Source organism: Bacillus sp. JJ1474, from assembly GCF_036965225.1.
Taxonomy (GTDB): Bacteria; Bacillota; Bacilli; order Bacillales; family Cytobacillaceae; genus Cytobacillus.
Map to the genome: position 1 here is coordinate 1 of NZ_JBALPC010000050.1, position 19130 is coordinate 19130.

19 protein-coding genes are annotated in these 19130 nt (G+C 37.9%); 13 read left to right on the forward strand and 6 right to left on the reverse strand.

Going from position 1 to position 19130, the window contains the following annotated elements; genetic code table 11:
• From V7164_RS07720 to V7164_RS07735, 4 genes are all read left to right on the forward strand, one after another.
• A partial coding sequence (locus V7164_RS07720; RefSeq protein ID WP_335353812.1) for a DUF2306 domain-containing protein occupies positions 1-731 on the forward strand: 731 nt, incomplete at its 5' end.
• A 489-nt stretch (positions 732-1220) separates the two neighbouring features.
• Positions 1221-1892, forward strand: coding sequence for an oxidoreductase (locus V7164_RS07725; protein WP_335353813.1), 672 nt, complete (start codon positions 1221-1223; stop codon positions 1890-1892).
• A gap of 65 nt (positions 1893-1957) precedes the next feature.
• The gene (locus tag V7164_RS07730; RefSeq protein ID WP_335346448.1) at positions 1958-2407 is read left to right on the forward strand and encodes a hypothetical protein; all 450 of its coding nucleotides are present in this window, start codon (positions 1958-1960) and stop codon (positions 2405-2407) included.
• Positions 2408-2710: 303 nt separating this feature from the next.
• Positions 2711-3250, forward strand: a complete 540-nt coding sequence (locus V7164_RS07735) for a DUF1572 family protein (protein WP_335346449.1) — start codon at positions 2711-2713, stop codon at positions 3248-3250.
• 134 nt (positions 3251-3384) lie between these two features.
• Here the strand turns inward: V7164_RS07735 and V7164_RS07740 are convergent, their stop codons facing one another.
• Positions 3385-3915: a GNAT family N-acetyltransferase gene (locus V7164_RS07740; protein WP_335346450.1), complete on the reverse strand. Its 531-nt coding sequence runs from the start codon at positions 3913-3915 to the stop codon at positions 3385-3387.
• A 52-nt stretch (positions 3916-3967) separates the two neighbouring features.
• The gene (locus V7164_RS07745; protein ID WP_335347777.1) at positions 3968-4303 is read right to left on the reverse strand and encodes a L,D-transpeptidase; all 336 of its coding nucleotides are present in this window, start codon (positions 4301-4303) and stop codon (positions 3968-3970) included.
• 181 nt (positions 4304-4484) lie between these two features.
• Between V7164_RS07745 and V7164_RS07750 the strand changes: the two genes are divergently transcribed.
• The 3 genes from V7164_RS07750 (at position 4485) to V7164_RS07760 (ending at position 8293) form a co-directional block, all read left to right on the forward strand.
• A complete protein-coding gene (locus V7164_RS07750) occupies positions 4485-5486 on the forward strand; it encodes a cation diffusion facilitator family transporter (protein ID WP_335347778.1) in 1002 nt (333 codons plus the stop codon).
• Positions 5487-5796: 310 nt separating this feature from the next.
• Positions 5797-6189, forward strand: a complete 393-nt coding sequence (locus tag V7164_RS07755) for an ArsR/SmtB family transcription factor (protein ID WP_335347779.1) — start codon at positions 5797-5799, stop codon at positions 6187-6189.
• A complete protein-coding gene (locus V7164_RS07760; protein ID WP_335347780.1) occupies positions 6167-8293 on the forward strand; it encodes a heavy metal translocating P-type ATPase in 2127 nt (708 codons plus the stop codon). The genes V7164_RS07755 and V7164_RS07760 overlap by 23 nt, the downstream gene beginning before the upstream one ends.
• 248 nt (positions 8294-8541) lie before the next feature.
• On the opposite strand, the gene V7164_RS07765 is transcribed toward V7164_RS07760, so the two are convergent.
• Both V7164_RS07765 and V7164_RS07770 read right to left on the reverse strand, forming a co-directional pair.
• Positions 8542-10263, reverse strand: coding sequence for a glycine betaine ABC transporter substrate-binding protein (locus V7164_RS07765; protein ID WP_335347781.1), 1722 nt, complete (start codon positions 10261-10263; stop codon positions 8542-8544).
• A gap of 2 nt (positions 10264-10265) precedes the next feature.
• Entirely contained in the window at positions 10266-11471 is a 1206-nt protein-coding gene (locus V7164_RS07770) for a quaternary amine ABC transporter ATP-binding protein (protein WP_335353814.1), read from the reverse strand.
• A gap of 208 nt (positions 11472-11679) precedes the next feature.
• Between V7164_RS07770 and V7164_RS07775 the strand changes: the two genes are divergently transcribed.
• The 6 genes from V7164_RS07775 (at position 11680) to V7164_RS07800 (ending at position 17009) form a co-directional block, all read left to right on the forward strand.
• Positions 11680-12477 (forward strand): hypothetical protein, encoded by a 798-nt coding sequence (locus V7164_RS07775; RefSeq protein WP_335347783.1) that lies wholly within the window; start codon positions 11680-11682, stop codon positions 12475-12477.
• 279 nt (positions 12478-12756) lie between these two features.
• Complete coding sequence (locus V7164_RS07780) at positions 12757-14088, forward strand: allantoinase (protein WP_335353815.1); 1332 nt, start codon at positions 12757-12759, stop codon at positions 14086-14088.
• A gap of 191 nt (positions 14089-14279) precedes the next feature.
• The gene (locus V7164_RS07785) at positions 14280-14858 is read left to right on the forward strand and encodes a TetR/AcrR family transcriptional regulator (protein WP_335344604.1); all 579 of its coding nucleotides are present in this window, start codon (positions 14280-14282) and stop codon (positions 14856-14858) included.
• Between the two features lie 58 nt (positions 14859-14916).
• Positions 14917-15849, forward strand: a complete 933-nt coding sequence (locus tag V7164_RS07790) for an SDR family NAD(P)-dependent oxidoreductase (RefSeq protein ID WP_335344605.1) — start codon at positions 14917-14919, stop codon at positions 15847-15849.
• 60 nt (positions 15850-15909) lie between these two features.
• Positions 15910-16362 (forward strand): GNAT family N-acetyltransferase, encoded by a 453-nt coding sequence (locus V7164_RS07795; RefSeq protein WP_335344606.1) that lies wholly within the window; start codon positions 15910-15912, stop codon positions 16360-16362.
• A 182-nt stretch (positions 16363-16544) separates the two neighbouring features.
• On the forward strand, positions 16545-17009 hold the full coding sequence (locus V7164_RS07800) for a cupin domain-containing protein (RefSeq protein WP_335353816.1): 465 nt from the start codon (positions 16545-16547) through the stop codon (positions 17007-17009).
• 335 nt (positions 17010-17344) lie between these two features.
• Here the strand turns inward: V7164_RS07800 and V7164_RS07805 are convergent, their stop codons facing one another.
• Both V7164_RS07805 and V7164_RS07810 read right to left on the reverse strand, forming a co-directional pair.
• Positions 17345-17611, reverse strand: a complete 267-nt coding sequence (locus V7164_RS07805) for a Parvovirus coat protein VP1-like protein (RefSeq protein WP_335346931.1) — start codon at positions 17609-17611, stop codon at positions 17345-17347.
• A 251-nt stretch (positions 17612-17862) separates the two neighbouring features.
• Positions 17863-19077, reverse strand: a complete 1215-nt coding sequence (locus tag V7164_RS07810) for a translocation protein TolB (RefSeq protein WP_335353817.1) — start codon at positions 19075-19077, stop codon at positions 17863-17865.
• Positions 19078-19130: the final 53 nt, after the last annotated feature.

Genomic DNA, 19130 nt, shown 5'->3' on the forward strand with positions numbered 1-19130 from the left:
ATGACACACAGTTCATTTTATTAAAGAAAAGAAAGGAGGCGGAAGCGTTTATGAAAGCATCAACTATTAAAAAGTTTGGCAGTGGCATAGTTATCATGTTCGCAATTGTATTGACCATTTCTGCAATCGTAAGATATTTTGTAATGGATCCTGCCACGTCTAATACAACTTTGGTTGAGCAGGGAATGAATATGTATGACTTTCATTATCAACCATGGAACATCGTTTTATTTGCTCATATTATGACTGCTTCACTTGCCATTTTGATCGGCCCATTTCAATTTTTCAAAAAGCTTAGGAACAAACGAAAGTCGCTGCATCGAAACATGGGGAAAATTTATGTAGTTTCAATTTTAATCAGTGGGATTACGGGGATTTATTTGTCGTATTTTGCGTTCGGGGGAGTTATCTCTAAACTAGGATTTTTCTCTTTATCGACCGCTTGGCTTATAACCGCTTATTTGGCATATAAAAACATTCGAATGAAGAGAATTCAAGAACATGAACGATGGATGTATAGAAGTTATGCAGTGACCTTTGTTGCGGTCACCTTTCGAATCTGGTCAGCTGTCATTGGTTATTCCTTAGATAATTTTGAACTTGGCTATACAGCAGCGATTTGGGTCAGCTTGGTTGGGAATTTGGTTATAATGGAATACTGGCTGAGAAGAAAGTTATATCAGAATAGAAAGTTAGAAACCATTAAAACGAATCATACTTTGTTAGACTAATGGAAGCTATTGAAAAATAGGATGGAATCATAAAATTTTTGCCATCTTCTTTATATTATTAGTTTTATATATTTATCCATCCAGGGGAAAATTTAACACTTTGGAAATTAGACATAGTGAAAAATTCTTATAAGTGCTTATCATATGAATGCTTTAAAAAATATAAGGTGAGGTTGCTGATGCAGCCTTTTTTTATTTGCCACCTTAAGCCCTAATAGAAAATGCGGTAAAATGAATCTAAAAAACATGGTAGTCAAAGAAGTAAAGATTGAAGGATTTCATAGGTTTGAAGTGAATAAGAATATTAGACAAAAGGTTAAAGGAAGGTAAATTTGGGGGATGTAAAAAGAGTCATAGAATCAGACCTAACATCCCATGATAAACGGTGAGGAAGAGGTATAGATTTATTTACCAATCCGAAATTAAAAACCATTGATATTCAAAGGTTATATTTTATGAAATGAGTAAGCAGAAGGAAGGTATGGAGAGATGAATCGAAAAGCTGTTGTTGCTGGGGCTACTGGTTTGGTTGGGAAGGAGCTCGTACGGCTATTGCTGAATGACCCGGATTACACCGATATAACACTCATAGTGAGAAGGTCAACGGGGATCGTGCATGGAAAGCTTCATGAGAAGGTTATTGATTTCGAACAATTGGAGAATACCAATGTGAATCTGAAAGGGACGGATGTTTTTTGCACCCTAGGAACGACCATTAAAAAGGCTGGCACGAAAGAGGCTTTCCGCCTAGTTGACTACCACTATCCTTTGACAATAGGCAAAATGGCTAAAGCACAGGGAGCGAAACAGTTTTTAATAGTAACCTCAATGGGAGCGAATCCTTTATCACGTACTTTTTACATACGAGTGAAAGGGGAACTCGAGGAGTCGCTCCGCGAGCTTTGCCTTCCAGCCCTACACATCTTCCGACCTTCACTTTTGCTTGGTAACCGGGAGGAGTTTCGACTCGGTGAGAGAATCATGTCATCCGTTTCAGGAATACTTTCGCCTATATTCTCAGGACCTCTGCGGAAGTACAGTCCAGTACAGGCAAAATCAGTTGCAAACGCAATGCTTCTTGCGGCAAAAAGGGAGCAATCAGGTGTTTATGTCAATGAGAGTGATCAGATTGCGACAGTAAGTGAGAAAAGCGGGATCTAAAATAAGGCATAAAATTATTATTAAGGCTGCCGAATGAATGCTGTAACGAAGGGAGTCTGGTGCATTTGAAAAAAACAATGTTATTTCTTCTTTTATGTATTTTTACATCTACTTCATCTGTTCAGGCACTTAGCTGGGCCTATTCCTTTGTTGTTTGGAAAGGAAATGTATATGAAGTTACAAAGGAAAATATACTTGAAATTGAAATAGGGAAGGTTATCGGAGAAGTAAAAACAAAACCTAATGATATGACTGGAAGTCACTATGGGAATGCCTCAAATTATTATCCAAAAGGAACAAAATACTATGAAATAAATGGTATATCCACGAAATCTGCCATTGCTGTGGAGACAGAAGAAAACAAGTGGGTAAAGGCTGTTTATGTTCATAAATCCCCTTTTCATTGGATGGGCATTGTCATTAAGGTCTTGCCATTACTTGTTTTGTCGGCAATTGTGACTGTAATAATATTGAGGTTGAAAAAGACCTCGATCAATAACATTGAACGTGAATAATGATAAGGAATAGGGCCTTCACGATAGCCAGTTTGCCCTTCTATTGCCCGATAACCAAGGAAAATAGCTGTCACGGTAACCAGCTCGCCCTTCAGATGCCCGATAGCCAATGAAAATAGCTGTCANNTAACCAGCTCGCCCTTCTGCTGCCCGTCAGCCAAGGAAAAGGGCCGTCACAGTAACCGGACCGCTCTTCAGATGCCTTTTAGCCAATGAAAAGAGCTGTCATGGTAACAAGACTCTCCCTTTGATGACTTGAAAAAGGGACCATGAATAAATTTAAGTATTCTATGGGGGATGATTATGAATATTGGAAGCGAATATTTGAAGGTTGTTATGGACCGATTTAAAAGTGTAAAAAGCCTTGGAGATAAAACGATAAATCAATTATCTGAGGAAGAAATATATTGGATATTTAATAACGAGTCAAATAGTGTTGCCATAATTGTAAAGCACATGAGTGGAAATATGGTTTCAAGGTGGACTGACTTTTTAACTTCAGATGGGGAAAAGGAATATAGAAATCGTGATGAAGAATTCAAATATGATATATCTTCAAAATCAGAGCTAACAATGGTTTGGGAAAAAGGTTGGAAAACCCTAATTGATGCATTAACTGGTTTAAGTGAACAAGACTTATTAAAAATTATCCATATTCGTGGAGAAGGTCATTTGGTTTTAGAAGCTATTGAAAGGCAAATGGCTCATTATGCATATCATGTGGGTCAAATAGTTTATATTGCTAAACAAGTTAAAGGTGAAGAATGGGAGAGTCTTAGTATTCCAAAAGGAAAATCGGAAGAATATTTACAACAAATGCTTGAAAAACATCAAGATAAATAGAAAAAATACTTTGGGAATTAGGTGGAACTAAATGGGGAGTACAATTTCATTTATTAGCCCTTTGATTCCCAAAGATGAAATGAAGTTACCCTTTTTGGAAAATCCCTTCTTATACATGCTGTCACGCTTGATTTCTAATCGGCCAACACAATCGAATCTTCTTTGCTCCAAATATAATAAATAAATTCATTCTCCTCATTCATATTAAGTTCTTCCTCACTTGCCGCTCTTTGAATAAATCCGTTCTTTTCCAAAACCTTTTGGGAAGCTGCATTATATGTCGCGGTCATGGCTTTAATGCACTTTACTCCTAGTTCGGGAGCTGCCTCTAGCAGCATTTTGAGCGCATGATTAGCAATGCCTTTCCCTGTGTGTGCCTCTCCAATTCTATAACCAACAGATCCAACACTTTCAACTGGGTCAATATCGACTAAATTGATTCTTCCTAGAATAGAGCCGTTTTCACCTTTAATTAAATAAAAATGAGATACCCCCAGATCTTGTTCTTCTAGCAAGGCTTCATTCTTCAATTTAAAGGTATTATATTCATAGTAATCATCTCCGCGGCTTGGAACCATCGTTTCGAAAAAAGCTCTGTTCTCCACTTCAAATGTAAATAATCTTTCAAAATCTGCTTCGGATAATTTTACAATTAATATTTTCATCGGCAATCACCATCAACTTAAGGTTTATCATCCCATTATAAACAAAAGTAACTCATTTATGAATATAAACGCTAGTCCCAACCCGAACTCTGGATGATAGGTCTAGAACATCATAATTGAACATGCGAATACATCCGTGTGAGACATTTTTTCCAATCGAAGCGGGGTTATTTGTACCGTGTATCCCATAATGAGGTGCTGACAATCCCATCCAAAGCACTCCAAATGGTCCGCCGGGATTAGGTTGTTTATTAATAATCTTGTAAGTCCCAGAAGGTGTAGGTGTCAATATTTTTCCAACAGCAATAGGGTAGGTCTTTATTAATCTGTTTCCATCAAACAATTTTAATTGATGCTTTGATGTAGAAACATCGATCCATCGTACCATGTAGATCAACTCCGTTTTTTGACTATTGTATGAGCAAGCTTAGGCTTTTGTTAATGACGGTTTGCAGGAGTAAAAAGGAAATAGTTTACAAACACTAAAGCCATTAAGCATGAAAATGGTGATGGAATAATGTCCACTTTTTTAAGAAAAATATTAAGAAAAGGCTCTTGGAGGAGATAATGTGGCAAATGAAGCAAAACAAGATAATTTATTATCGCTTATAAAGAAGGGAAATAAATCCTCTGCAGTAGCAGCTATAGGTAATACTGTAATAGCAGTGGCCAAAGGAATTGCCTATGTCTTAAGTGGAAATGGGGCTATGTTTGCTTCTACAATGCATTCCCTCGCTGATGCAGTAAATCAAGGGTTTGTTTTTGTCGGCAGTGTACTTTCAGAAAAAAAACCGACACGCAGGTTTCCTGCTGGTTTTGGCAGGGTGATCAATATTTTCTGTATGATCGCCGTTATTGTTGTGACTATAATGGCTTATGAAACAATAAAAGAAGGCTGGCATTTACTTCAACACCCCGTAAGCAAAACAGGTGGATTTTGGCTGAGCGTCATTGTTTTAATCATTAACCTTGCGATAGACGGTGCTATTCTAGTTAAAGCGATGAAAGAGATATTAAAAGAAGCGAGAGTTGAAAATATAAATGGATTTGGGATTGTATCAGGAGCATTGAAAAATGTCGGCAGAGCAGCCCCACCTACCCGCTTAGTTTTTTACGAGGACATTGTGGCGTGTTTAGGTGCATTATTAGCGCTAATTGCTATCGTTGTTACCTCTTTAACAAACTTTAATGCATTAGATGGAATAGCCACTATTCTGATCGGTGTACTGATGGTCGGAGTTGCTTTTAGGGTGGGATTTGATAATATGGTCGGTCTCATAGGAGTAGCCGCTCCACAGGAAATAGTGGAAAGAGTTCAAAATGCTATCTTTAGTGATAAGGAAGTTGCTGATATAAGAAAACTTCGAATTTTACAAGAGGGAAGGTACTATCATGTCGAGGGACTCATCGAATTAAGAAAAGGCCTCTCCCTCTCAATTGCTGATGATATAAAGTTCAGGGTACAGGATAAGATCATGGATGATCCAGATATAACCGATGTGACCCTCGGAATTATTGAGGATGACGATATTAAAAGTTGGTCCACTGATAATTTGAAGGGACTGACATGACCAAGTATATTCATTATAAACACTGCAGGTGCTTAAAGTTTCAATAATAAAAAGGCTGTCGAATTATTTCCGACAGCCCTATTTGTTTGGTCAAAAAAAATCCAGCTGTTTTCTCCAGCAGGTCTCCTCAAAAATAAAGCGGGCTAAGATTTCTTGTGATCTTCTAAGCTCAGTGTCATATGGAGTTCCATTGGTTGCAACTTTTCTCCTTATTCAAAAGAATATTTGAATATATCTTTTGACAGTTTATTGATGAACAGCATAAACTAATATGTAAATAATCAAATGCTCATTTGAATGAGGTGGATGAATGAGTCAAAAAAATATAACTGCAGATGACTCCTGTGAAACATTTTGCTTTGATGAAGAAAAGGTCAATCGGATCCAACAGAGAGTGGACGAAGTGAATGGAGTAGAATTATTATTTAAAGCCTTGTCTGATGCCACCCGAATTAAAATTGCCTATGCGCTAACAATAGAGAAAGAATTATGTGTTTGTGACGTAGCAAATATTATTGGATCTTCAACGGCTACAGCTAGCCATCATTTACGATTATTGCGTGATTTGGGGTTAGCGAAGCATCGAAAGGAAGGAAAGCTTGTTTTTTATTCCTTAGCGGATGATCATGTACATCAATTAGTATCGATCGCATTAATTCATTCTAAAGAGGGTGTAAGCAATGGGGGAAGCGCTGGAGAATAATAAAGAAATATACAGGTTACAAGGACTTTCTTGCGCCAATTGTGCAGCAAAATTTGAAAAAAACATTCGTGAAATTGATACGGTGAATGATGTTCAATTAAATTTCGGTGCATCAAAATTAACAATCATCGGGGAAGCAACGATTGAACAGCTAGAGGAAGCCGGCGCATTCGATGGAATTAAGGTACTTCCTGAGAACCAAAGAGGAAAAGAAGAAAAGGTGTCATTTTGGAAGAAGGTCGAAAATAAAAATACGATGGCTTCACTTTCCTTCCTAATATTAGGATATGCGTCAATGTATACATTGGGAGAGAGCCACATAGCTACAATCTTCACTTTTGCTTTATCGATTATACTTGGCGGGTTTGATCTTTTTAAGGTCGGGTTAAAAAACCTTACAAAGCTGCAATTTGATATTAAAACTCTGATGACAATCGCGATCATTGGTGCGGCCATTATCGGAGAGTGGAGTGAAGGGGCAATTGTGGTTTTCTTATTCGCCTTGAGCGAGGCTTTAGAAAGCTACTCCATGGATAAAGCACGAGAATCGATTCGCTCTTTAATGGATATTGCTCCAAAAACCGCTTTAGTGAGGCGCGGAAATCAAGAAATGGAATTAGATGTTGAAGATATCGAATTAGGCGATATTTTAATCATTAAGCCCGGGGAAAAGCTGGCAATGGATGGGGAAGTCGTACAAGGGCAATCTTCTATCAATCAAGCAGCCATCACGGGCGAATCCATCCCTGTTTTAAAAATTCCTGGTGATGAAGTATTTGCCGGCACATTAAATGAAGAAGGTTCATTAGAAGTAAAAGTCACGAAACGGGTGGAAGATACAACGATTGCGAAAATTATCCACTTAGTGGAAGAGGCGCAGGCAGAGCGCGCTCCTTCGCAAGCATTTATTGATAAATTTGCGAAATACTATACTCCCGCCATTATGATTATCGCTTTTTTAATCGCGATTGTTCCTCCATTACTCATGGCTGGAGATTGGTCCGAATGGATTTACCGAGGCCTTGCTGTATTAGTTGTCGGCTGCCCGTGTGCTTTAGTTATTTCTACTCCAGTTGCAATTGTCACAGCCATTGGGAACGCAGCGAAAAAAGGTGTATTAATTAAAGGCGGCATTCACTTAGAAGAAGCGGGACGTTTAAAAGTAATTGCCTTTGATAAAACCGGCACATTAACAAAAGGGACACCAGAAGTGACTGATATGAAAGCATTAGAAGGACATTGCGAAAAAGAATTATTGGGAATCGCCATGGCTATTGAGAAATTTTCACAGCATCCTTTAGCATCCGCGATCATTCGAAAAGCTGAAAAAAATGGGATTTCCCCAAATGACTTTACTGCTGAAGATTTCCAATCCATTACGGGTAAAGGGGCAAAAGCTCGAGTTCAGGATGTTGTCTATTATATTGGAAGTCCTAAGCTTTTTGCCGAGATGAATCATCTTCCTGCTGCCGTTGAAAATGAAGTAAAAGCGTTGCAAATTCATGGAAAAACAGTCATGTTAGTGGGTACAAAAGAAGAGCTTATTGGACTAATAGCTGTTGCCGATCAGGTGAGGGACAGCAGCGCTGAAGTCATTCGAAAATTGTATAATATCGGCATACAAAAAACGATTATGCTGACGGGGGATAATCAAGCAACAGGTCATGCAATCGCTAGGCAAGTTGGGGTAAATGATGTAAAAGCCGATCTATTGCCTCAAGATAAATTAGAAACGATTAAATCTTTAAAAGAACAATACGGAAAAGTGGCTATGGTCGGAGATGGAGTCAATGATGCACCAGCCTTAGCAACAGCCACGATTGGGATCGCCATGGGCGGGGCAGGGACCGATACAGCAATCGAAACTGCTGATATTGCTTTAATGGCCGATGATTTAAATAAGCTGCCATACACTATCCAGCTAAGCCGCAGAGCCTTAAGGATTATTAAGGAAAATATTTCGTTCGCCCTAGGACTCAAATTATTAGCGTTAATTTTAATAGTTCCAGGCTGGCTGACGTTATGGATGGCGATTTTTGCGGACATGGGAGCGACACTCATTGTCGTGTTAAATTCATTGCGGTTATTGAGGGTAAAGGAGTAACCGTGAAATAGAATTAATGAAAGAGGCTATCCAATTGGATAGCCTCTATTCATGTTCAATTTTTTATGAAAGTGTGATTCTTTTACCGAAAAAATAAAAATCGAAGCTACGCGGTCAATGAAAGTGTTGTTCATTTACCCAAATAATCAAAAGAATACTCGTAAGGTTAATAATATGACTATTCGTTTATCCAAGGTACTTTTTCGTCATAAACCTATTGGTCAAATCCTTATCTCCGGCGCTATTCCTTATTTCAAATCCTCAATCGAATTAATATCAACATAATTTGGGACAACTAATCCAAGTTTTGTCCCTTTTAGGTTCGGGCCAAGGTCAACAATATCGTTCTTATACGTATTGTAATATTCGAGATGAGTAGTTGGCAGCCAGGCAGCGACCATGGCATCGGCACTGCCGTTTGCAATCCCGGCAAACATCGGGCCGACTTCAACCTGACTCAGCGTTACATCGTAGCCATTCTGCTCAAGCACCTTCGCAATGACATTTGTGCTCGCTATTTCAGTATCCCAAGCTACATAAACAAGTTTGACCTTTTCGCCATTCCCCGCTTGGGCACCGTTTGTCCATTTGGCTACTTTGTCTGGATTGGCAGCAATCCATTTTTCAGCAGCATCAGCTGGATCCGCGCCTTTTTCAATTTCGACCATCACGTTTTCCATATCACTCGTTTCCCAAAAGAATTGATCGAGGATTTTATAAGCACCAGGGGCATCTTGATCAAGCCCTTTTCTAACGATTGTATTAATATTTTCAGCTTTGCCAAAGGCACCTTTTGGATCTTCGAGATACTTTAAATCAAATGATGAGAACATCCAATGTGGTGACCATCCCGTGACAATGATGGGTTCCTTCTTATCAATGGCTTTCTTTAATACGGCAACCATTGCGGCTGATGAGCCTTCAACTAGCTGCCATTTTTCTAATCCGTACTCCTCTAACATTTGATGGGACGTTGCCATTATTCCAGCTCCAGGCTCAATCCCGATAATTTTATAATTGGTTTGAGCCCCGATTCCACTCGCATTTTCATCTTCAGCAGTACTTTTTGTAAACGATAATACGAGTGCAGTTCCTACTAGTAGGATCGCTAAAATAGATAAAATCACCTTTTTGCTAACAATATTTTCATACGCCGGCTTGCGAAGGTTTTGCGAGATCCGGTCGAGAATAATGGCAATAATCACGATGGATAATCCGGCTTCAAAGCCTTGTCCCACATTTATTTGGCTTACCGCCCGATAAACGTCCGCTCCAAGTCCCGGCGCTCCAACTAATGAAGCCGTCACAACCATGGATAGGGCAAGCATGATACTCTGGTTTACTCCCGCCATAATCGTTGGAGTGGCTAAGGGTAATTGGACTTTGAACAATTTTTGGCTAGGTGTAGAACCGAAAGCATCTGAAGCTTCAATTAAATCTTCTGGCACTTCCTGTATCCCAAGATTGGTCATACGGATGGTCGGAGCAATCGCAAAAATAAAGGAAGCAATAATTCCCGGCACAACACCAATTCCGAAAAATAAAATAGATGGAATTAAATAAACAAAAGCCGGCATTGTTTGCATGAAGTCTAAAATAGGCGTAATAATGCTTTGCGCTGTTTTACTCCGTGCACACCAAATTCCTAGTGGTATCCCAATGACAATTGTGAGCAAGCCTGACAAAACAACGATGGCCAGTGTTTGAATACTTGAATCCCAATATCCAAGATTATTAATCAACAGTAAGCTAATCAGCGTAAAAATTCCTAATGGCCATCTGCTCGTATAAGTAACTAAAAGGGCTAAAATGATAATTAATACGATAGGAGGACCTGCACTTAATACATCCACTAAAATATTTAAAAGCCCCTCGACCGCACTTGTTATGAATGAAAATAATCCAGCAAATGTGACGGTTATCCAATTAACGAGCGTATCGATCCATTGTCCTAATGGGATTTTTGGCATGCTCAATCACTCTCCAAATCGTTCAAAGAATCTTTATTCCCTGCAAGAGCACCAATTACGGCACCACGAATAACGATTCCTTTCAATCTTCTTTCTTCATCAATAACCGCTAATGGCAGACTGGATGTTGCTATATCATCCATAAATTCGGCAAGCAATGCATCTTCTGTAACGGTAGGAAGGTCGGTTGCCATCGCTTCGGAAATGGATTGGTTTTGGTCGATTGCCTGGCGAGCTTGTTCAGCCATTAACACACCCAATAACTTATTTTTTCGATCAACGACAAATATGCTGGAATATCCTTGCTTTCGCATAATTTCCAGAGCCACCCTCGGACCGCGGTCTGGACTAATTTTTTCTGGCCGTTTCATTACATGGGATGCCGTTAATACTTTCGATAAATCGACATCCTCCACGAATTTCTCAACAAATTCATTGGCTGGATTCATCATTATTTGTTCAGGGGTTCCTAATTGAATGACACTGCCGTCTTTCATTAAAGCAATTCTGTCCCCAATTCGGAGTGCTTCATCTAAGTCATGCGTGATAAAAATAATCGTTTTCTTGTACAGTTCCTGGATTTCGAGTAATTCATCCTGCATGTCTTTACGAATGAGTGGATCTAAGGCACTGAACGCCTCATCCATTAATAATATTTTCGTATCGCTTGCGAGAGCCCGCGCAAGCCCGACCCTTTGCTGCATTCCGCCGCTTAGTTGGGATGGGAGCTGGTCTTCATAGCCTTTTAAACCAACAACTTCAAGGGCTTTCAGCGCTTTTTCACTGCGTTCTTCTGGAGGAACATTTTTAATTTCGAGACCAAACTCTGTGTTTTCTAAAATGGTTTTGTGCGGAAATAAAGCAAACTTTTGAAAGACCATACTAATCTTCTTTTGTCTAACTTCTCGCAGTCTTGCGGCATTCATCTTTACGATATCTTCATTTTCAATCAGAATTTCCCCGATTGTAGGGTCAATTAGCCTATTAAACATACGGATTAAGGTTGATTTCCCACTTCCAGATAACCCCATGATGACAAATATTTCACCGGGAAAGATTTCGAAATGGACCTTATTCACACCAACTGTTTGCCCAGTTGCTTTCAAAATTTCCTTTTTCGTTTTTCCTTGCTTTAATAAATCAATGGCAGCTTTAGGCGATTTGCCAAAAATCTTCGAGACATTTCTAACTTCTACAATAGGCTTCAATCTAAACACCTCATTTTCTAAGTTGCCAAATATCATATGTAGTTTTGCCGATTAATTAACTTTATATGTTGGTTTTGTGCAGGGGCATTGGCGACTGAAGCTCTGTAGACGGGAAATTTTTGGAGTGAATTTATTTAAGTGGGAGTTTGTCCCAAACATTCATTTCCTTTTCGAATATTATTTTAATAAAAGGCTGGTGAGCTAAATAATGTATTTAGTTGGCTTCTATTCGCCAAAAGCAAAATCAGGTGTAACGGAATTGTCTTTATCGATTTATCAGTGGCTTAAAATGAATACGCCTTTATCTGCAGCATTTATTTCCTATGGGGCTTTAGAAAAAGAAGAGAATTCCAATGGGTTTATCCACGAATTCTCCAAATTATCATTAACAGAGCAAAAGCGAAAAGTGAAAAGGATGAAGAAGGAATACGATATTATTATTTACGATGCTTCTAGTCAACTTTCCGAAGGGGTTTTAAAGCTATTGCCTATTGTGGATCGATTATTTGTTGTTGGTGAAGAGCATACAAACTTTGCAGTAAAACTGCATCAAATCATTCAATTTAATAAAATTTTTGATAAGAGCGTAAAGAGTTTTATTACACATTTACAAGGGAATAAAACTTTTATTATCCGTGAAAATAAGGTTGATCGTGTAATTGGATTTAATTATACAAAAGAAGAAGCAAATGAAATTGGTCAAATGGTATATACAGATTATGTTACCCATTATTTAGAGGGGAAATTTATTGAAAAAAATGAAAAAGTCTATAATAAAATTAAACAAATTCCGAAAGAAGAATTGTACAGAGGCTTGTACGAACTTGGTATTGATTTTGAAAAAGCACTGCTCTTTCATAAATTTATTATGATGCGTGAAGCATTAGGGCAAAACTACAATGAAGCACTTGAAAATCTATTTCCATTATTAATAAATTCCTCTTTCCAAGAACTTCTAGAAAAATTTGAAAGTGAATTTTATTTCATAACAAAATTTAAAATTTAATAAGCATCCATTTATCATTCCTCTAAAAACTCTTCTTTTTTACCGCGTTTAGCACCGTCATTCTGTAATATAACTGGATTAACTTTGATGAAATCAATAATATTCCTTGAATTGGTTCCAGATAATCTTTTGCCTCATGTCCCTTTTGGGAAAGTCATAAATAGTAGCGTAAATAGAAGATCCCTCACTTTTGTGGGGGATTTATTTCGTTTTATTTTTCTCCTAATTACAAAAGCTATGGAAAGGTTAAAAGAAAATAACAAATGGAGGAATGGACAAATGACGAATTACGATTTAATTATTAAAAGTGGGCAAATCGTGACTGCGGATTCGATTATTAAAGGAGATATTGCCATTAAAGATGGAAAAATCATAGAGGTTTCGGCGGGCAAAGCGTTTGAGGGGACAGCAGATAAAGAAATAAATGCAGAAGGACTTCATATTCTCCCTGGGCTAATTGATACACATGTCCATTTTAATGAACCGGGAAGAACGGAATGGGAAGGACTGGAGACAGGAAGCAGAAGCTTAGCTGCCGGCGGGGTGACCACCTTTTTTGATATGCCATTGAATAGCACTCCACCAACCATTAATAAAGAAAATTTGGAAATAAAAAGTTCTATTGCTGCTGAAAAATCCATTGTTAATCCGCGTTTTTGGGGCGGGCTAGTCCCAGAAAATATAGAGGATTTAAGAGGTTTACATGAAAATGGCGTGATCGGCTTTAAGGCATTCATGTCCCCAAGCGGGATTGATGATTTTAATAATGTGGATGATGAATCAATTTATAAGGGAATGAAGGAGATTGCCTCTCTTGGTTCGCTTTTAGCCGTTCATGCGGAAAGTACGGTAATGTGCGATCAGCTTGCGAAAGAAAAAATAAGTAAAGGGAAAGTATCAGCAAGAGATTTTGTGGAATCCCGTCCGATTATTTCTGAAGTAGAAGCAGTCAGAAGAGTCCTTTCTTATGCAGAGCTAACTGGATGTAAGCTGCATATTGTCCATGCCAGCAGCCGCAGAGTTGTGAAGCTTATTAATGAAGCAAAGGAAAGCGGCTTAGATGTTACAGTGGAAACATGCCCGCATTATTTATCGCTGACAGTAAAAGATTTAGAAGAAAAAGGAGTATTGACGAAGTGTGCTCCGCCATTAAGAGATAAGGATGAGGTAGAAAATCTATGGGCCGCTGTCGCAAATGGTGAAATTGATGTCATCGGTTCAGACCATTCACCAGCACCCGCATCCATGAAAGAAAGCACAGGCAATATTTTTGAAGGGTGGGGCGGTATTTCAGGAGCGCAATCTACGTTAAATATTTTGTTAACCGAAGGGCATTTTAAAAGAAAACTTCCTTTAGAAAAAATAGTTGAATTAACTTCAACAAATCCCGCGAAAGTATTCGGACTTTCAAATAAAGGAACGATTGCCGCCGATTACGATGCTGATTTGACACTTGTGAATTTAAACGAAAGCTTTGAACTAAAGAAGGAAGATTTATTCTATCGTCATCAGCATTCACCATATGTTGGCATGACCTTTAAAGGAAAAGTCACAACAACGATTGTCGGTGGGAAAGTAGTATTTGAAAATGGGAAACTGATGGAGAAATAAAAGAACATAACCCCGTCCCTTTATTGGAACGGGGTTATTTATTTTATCTTAGCCCTTCATTTATTTTATGGGAGGAGTAAGCCATAATGTTTAATTTAACAATAGTAAATAGATATTGCGTTTACCCCTTGTAATTCGATTTTGGGTAAACTATAATATCAATTAACCAGTGGTCAATTAAAGGAGGATCTATGTCACCTCGTAAATCATCTTCTCAAGAACTTACTCAAGAAATGATTCTAAATGTAGCAAGAACTCAATTTATTGAAAAAGACTATCATCAAGTATCCATGAGAAGTATTGCTAAACAACTTGATTGCAGTCACGGAGCTCTTTATTATCATTTTAAAAATAAAGCTGAATTATTTTATGCCATTATAGAAGAATATTTTATGAATTTGAACAGGCTTATCGAAGAAATTGTTGTGGCTCCTGAAGATTCTCATATTAAACTCCAAAAAATTCTGATCGGCTTTATTGAATTCGGCTTAAATCATCAAAGTCAGTATGAAATGATGTTTATGATAAGAAATACGGAGGTAAATGCTTTATCTCAAGAAGCTGCGAATCTTAGCTATGAAAAATTTGCTCAGGCCGTTCAATCTTTAGCTACGAATAAATTATTAATTAGTGATATTTACTCTTCGTTTATAGCTCTTCACGGCTTTGTTTCTCATTATCGGGGTCATGTTAGTGGATTTGAGGAAGCGAAAGAAGCTGCTCATTTACATGTCAAATTTATTTTTAAAGCTCTAAATCAACAGAACTGATTTAGAGTATATTTTTTAACTTTGTTGACCAGTGGTTAATAAAAGGAGGAAGATGAGAATGAAAAAAGCATTAGTGGCAGGTGCATCGGGTGGTATGGGATATGCATTAGTTTGTGAATTAGTATCTAGAGGTATTGATGTCGTTGCCTTTTCCAGAGGAAAAGAAAAGCTTGAACGACTTTACAAAAGCCAGTCAAATGTAATCATCTTTTCAGGAGACGCATTAAATCAAGATGATTTGATGGAAGCAGCAGATGGAGTAGATGTCATTTTTCATGCTGTAAGTTTTCCTTATCAAGAATGGGTTGAGAAACACCTCAAATGTATTGATATTATGTCAGAAGTGGCAAAAATAAAAGGAGCAAAAATAGCTTTTGTCGACAATATATATGCTTATGGAAGGCAATTTAATCAATTGGTGACAGAAGATGCAAAAAAAGAACCCCATACTAAAAAAGGAAAAATCAGACTGCAAATGGAAAACAGGTTAAAAGAAAGCGGTGTGCCAACCTTAATTGTCCATATGCCTGATTTATACGGGCCCAATGCTGAAAACACCATTCTTCACGAAACCCTCAAAAACGCAGTACTAAATAAAAAAGCCAATTTTGTTGGGAGTACGAAAGCAGCTAGGGAATTCCTTTTTACTAAAGATGGTGCGATAGCCATGGTTGAATTGGCACTCCGCCAAGAAGCATATAATCAAAATTGGAACATTCCATCTAAACATCCTATTACGGGTGATGAGTTAATTGCGATTATACGAGAAATAACGGGATACGAGAAAAAAGTCAGAACTGTATCGAAAAGCATGATCCGTTTCTTAGGAATTTTTTCACCCTTTATGAAGGAAATGGTGGAAATGATGTATTTGACGGAAAATCCAGTCTTGCTTAGTGGAGAAAAGTATCAAAAAGAGATAAATTTATGGCCGAGTACTTCATATAGACAAGGAATACAAGAAACAATTTCTTGGATGAAGGAAAATTAAAGAGATGTATTAGTTTAATATGGTAAAATAGTGGAAAAACAGTCCTGGGAGAGAGCATATATGCATATCCGTAAACTAAATATAAATGAAAAACCACCGATCGATTTATTGCTATTGGCTGATCCTTCTTTGAAATTAGTTGAGGAATATACACAAAGAGGAGAATGCTTTGTGGCTGAAATGGATGATCAAATTGTTGGGGTGTATGTACTTCTTCCGACAAGACCTGAAACGGTGGAGCTGGTGAATATTGCAGTAATCGAAACCCGCCATGGCCGCGGTATCGGGAAACAACTTATCATGCATGCAATAAAGACAGCTAAATTATCTGGATACAAAACAATGGAAGTGGGTACTGGAAATTCCAGTATTGGACAATTAGCTCTCTATCAAAAATGTGGTTTTAGAATGACCGGTATTGATCTAGACTTTTTCACTAGGAATTATCCAGAAGAAATTATTGAGAACGGAATACTTTGCAGGGATATGGTTCGGTTATCTCAGAATTTGTAGATGAAATAGAAAAACTTATAGAACCAAACTAGAATTAGCTGCCATTTGTGGTGGCTATTTATTTTTTTAAATAATAAACAATGGCAATTAATTTAAAACGGATTTTTTGTCGGAGACATCTAGTTCGAAAGTAAGGTCTTTTTTCATAAAATAAAATGAAAATATGGAGCTGGAGGTTGGGCATGATTACAGCAAATCTTAACTCATTGAAGCTTTTAGAAGGATGGTTTGAAAATGATCCAACGACAAGACAAAGGGCGGCATTTCCACTTTATAAAAGTACAGGAACAAAAAATCTTTCCGTTGTTTACTTTGAAATTAAACCTGGAGACAGTCTTGGTACTCATACCGATAGTGCGGAAGAAATCATTCTCGTTTTAGAGGGAAAAGCGGAAGCCACTGTTGAACATGAAAAAGGGGAAATAACGAAAGGTGAGATGGCTCTTATTCCTCACATGGTTCCCCATAATATTCGAAACATTGGTTCAGAAACATTAAAAGTGGTCGGCTTTTTTTCGAGTCCCAATGTGGTTTCTACATTTGTTGAGCCTCTAATGCCCATAAACCAGAGCACGGTTGGCACGCCGCCTATTGAAAGCGATAGCCCAATGACATGGAATGAAATCTTTAGTAGAATAATGGGTTAATTTGGTGCATAAAGAGTAAAAAACGACAGAGGAAAAAAAATAGGGAGCTATTCAGAAAAGCTGACTTTCTGAACAGCTCTTTTATTATTCCAAAAGAAAGTAAGAAACCAAACATCCGGAAGAATTATCGAATGCACAAAAAAGGGATTGGTGAATTAACAGGATGTAATGAAAAATTCATAAATTATTTTTTTTTGGCAATAGGGGAAACTGCTTCTTTAGCAAGCCCCTAGGTGAGGACGTAGTAGCCAAACAGTCACCTAAAGGCTTGTACAGAAGGTAGCTAACATTTCATAAATAGAAATGAATAAATTTTGATATAAAATGAAAAGGGGTTATTGAAATTTATCACGCAACCTCATAAAACTATAAATTAATGCAGCATCTCTGCCCATTTTATTACGAGAGTTGATTTTGGGACGCAGACAATTTAGAAATAGCTGGTCGCAGCATCTTGTTCGGCCATATCTCCAATAACATTCGTCATGTAACTTACAACACGCATCTACTTCATTAATTGGTGACCCTGGCCCGGAACAACCAGGCCCACAATACCTATATCCGGGTATACAAAACCCAAAAGGTGACCGTCTATAGCTCATTAATCCTCCTCCTTCCCTGACAAGCACTGAGATACAATAGAGTATGTATTTTCAGCATTAAACGGAAAGGCTTTTAAACTGTTATATGTGAATGCAGCTGGAAAAGAGGAGTTTTTCGAGAGAGCAGACAGTGCTATATGGATTTTCCAGAGATACACGAAGACTTGGCATAAACTGTATAGTGGAAAATACATTAAATAAATCAAAAAACCTCCCATCACCGGGAGGTCTAAATTTATTAAGAAGAGTATCTATTTTTTATTGAAAAATACCGGAGCAGAATCCACGTTTTTTAACCACAAATGTTCTATTCCATTCATTCCATCTTTAACCCATACATCCCCTTGGTGACCCTTTTCAGTCTTGCGATACCATGTAATTGCTGACCCAACGACTTGCGGTGCATGATCCAATTCATCTTTCTTTGGAAAAGTAATCTGCTTTTGTTCACCTGATTTTAAATTAATGACATATAGGGCTGTAAACATTGTTGGAACGGGTCCCTCTTTCCATTCCTTATTTTCTTTTGCTCGGGCAACGATGACTTGATCTGGAGAGAACCATTCGATATCAAGGTCTACGAATCCTTTCGGGGTATATTCCCTTTGTTTGGTCATGACAGAAATGTCGGCAATGGTTGTATGTTTGTTTTCAACGAGAAATCTTCCTTCCCCGGAAATGAAGGCTAGCTGATTGTTTGAGGGGGCCCATTTGATCCAGTTTTCATACCAGAGCATCTTGCCAATCACTTGAAAGTGATCCCCTTTAGATGAAAGGACGCATAAAGTATTGCTGTCATTGGACAATGACGCAGTTGGCATGGCTAGAAAGCTAACCCAATTCCCATCAGCACTCCACTTAAAGTATACAGCGTCGATGGCAAATAATTGATCATTTGTCTGAATGGTATAAAAAGGCTTTATTTTATTTACGTTTAGATTAGCATCAGCTGACACTTTAAAAAGATGAATAGGTTCCCATCCAGTAGGAAGCAAATTAGATTGTGACGAAACGATAAACTCTTTTCCATTGGGAAACCAAGCAAAATCACTTACACCTAGAGACACATTCTCAAATCCTTGTGGCCGTCCATTTTTTGTTTTTGTCACATTTAAGAGCCCTCTTGAATTGTAAGCTAGTTGATTTGATACAGGCGACCATTTAAAATTTCCCGTTTCAATCGTTTCATATGGTTGGTAGATTTCCTTTTTTTTTGAATCATACATATACAAATATGTTTTTTCTTGTTGCTCATCACCATCCAAAAAGGCTATAAACCGCCTATCCATGGACCATTGTGGATTGACTATATAGCGACCTGTTGTCAGTTGAATTTCTTTATCGTCCTCCTTTACCCATAGCTGATGATCTCGTATAAATGCAGCCTTAAGCTGAACTTCGGCAAAAGCATCCACTGTAAAATGATAACTAATGAATAGAATTATTAAAAAAATCCTCATTGCCATTAATATCCCTCCTTGTCATAGGATGTCCTACCAAGGGAAAACAATGGCCATAA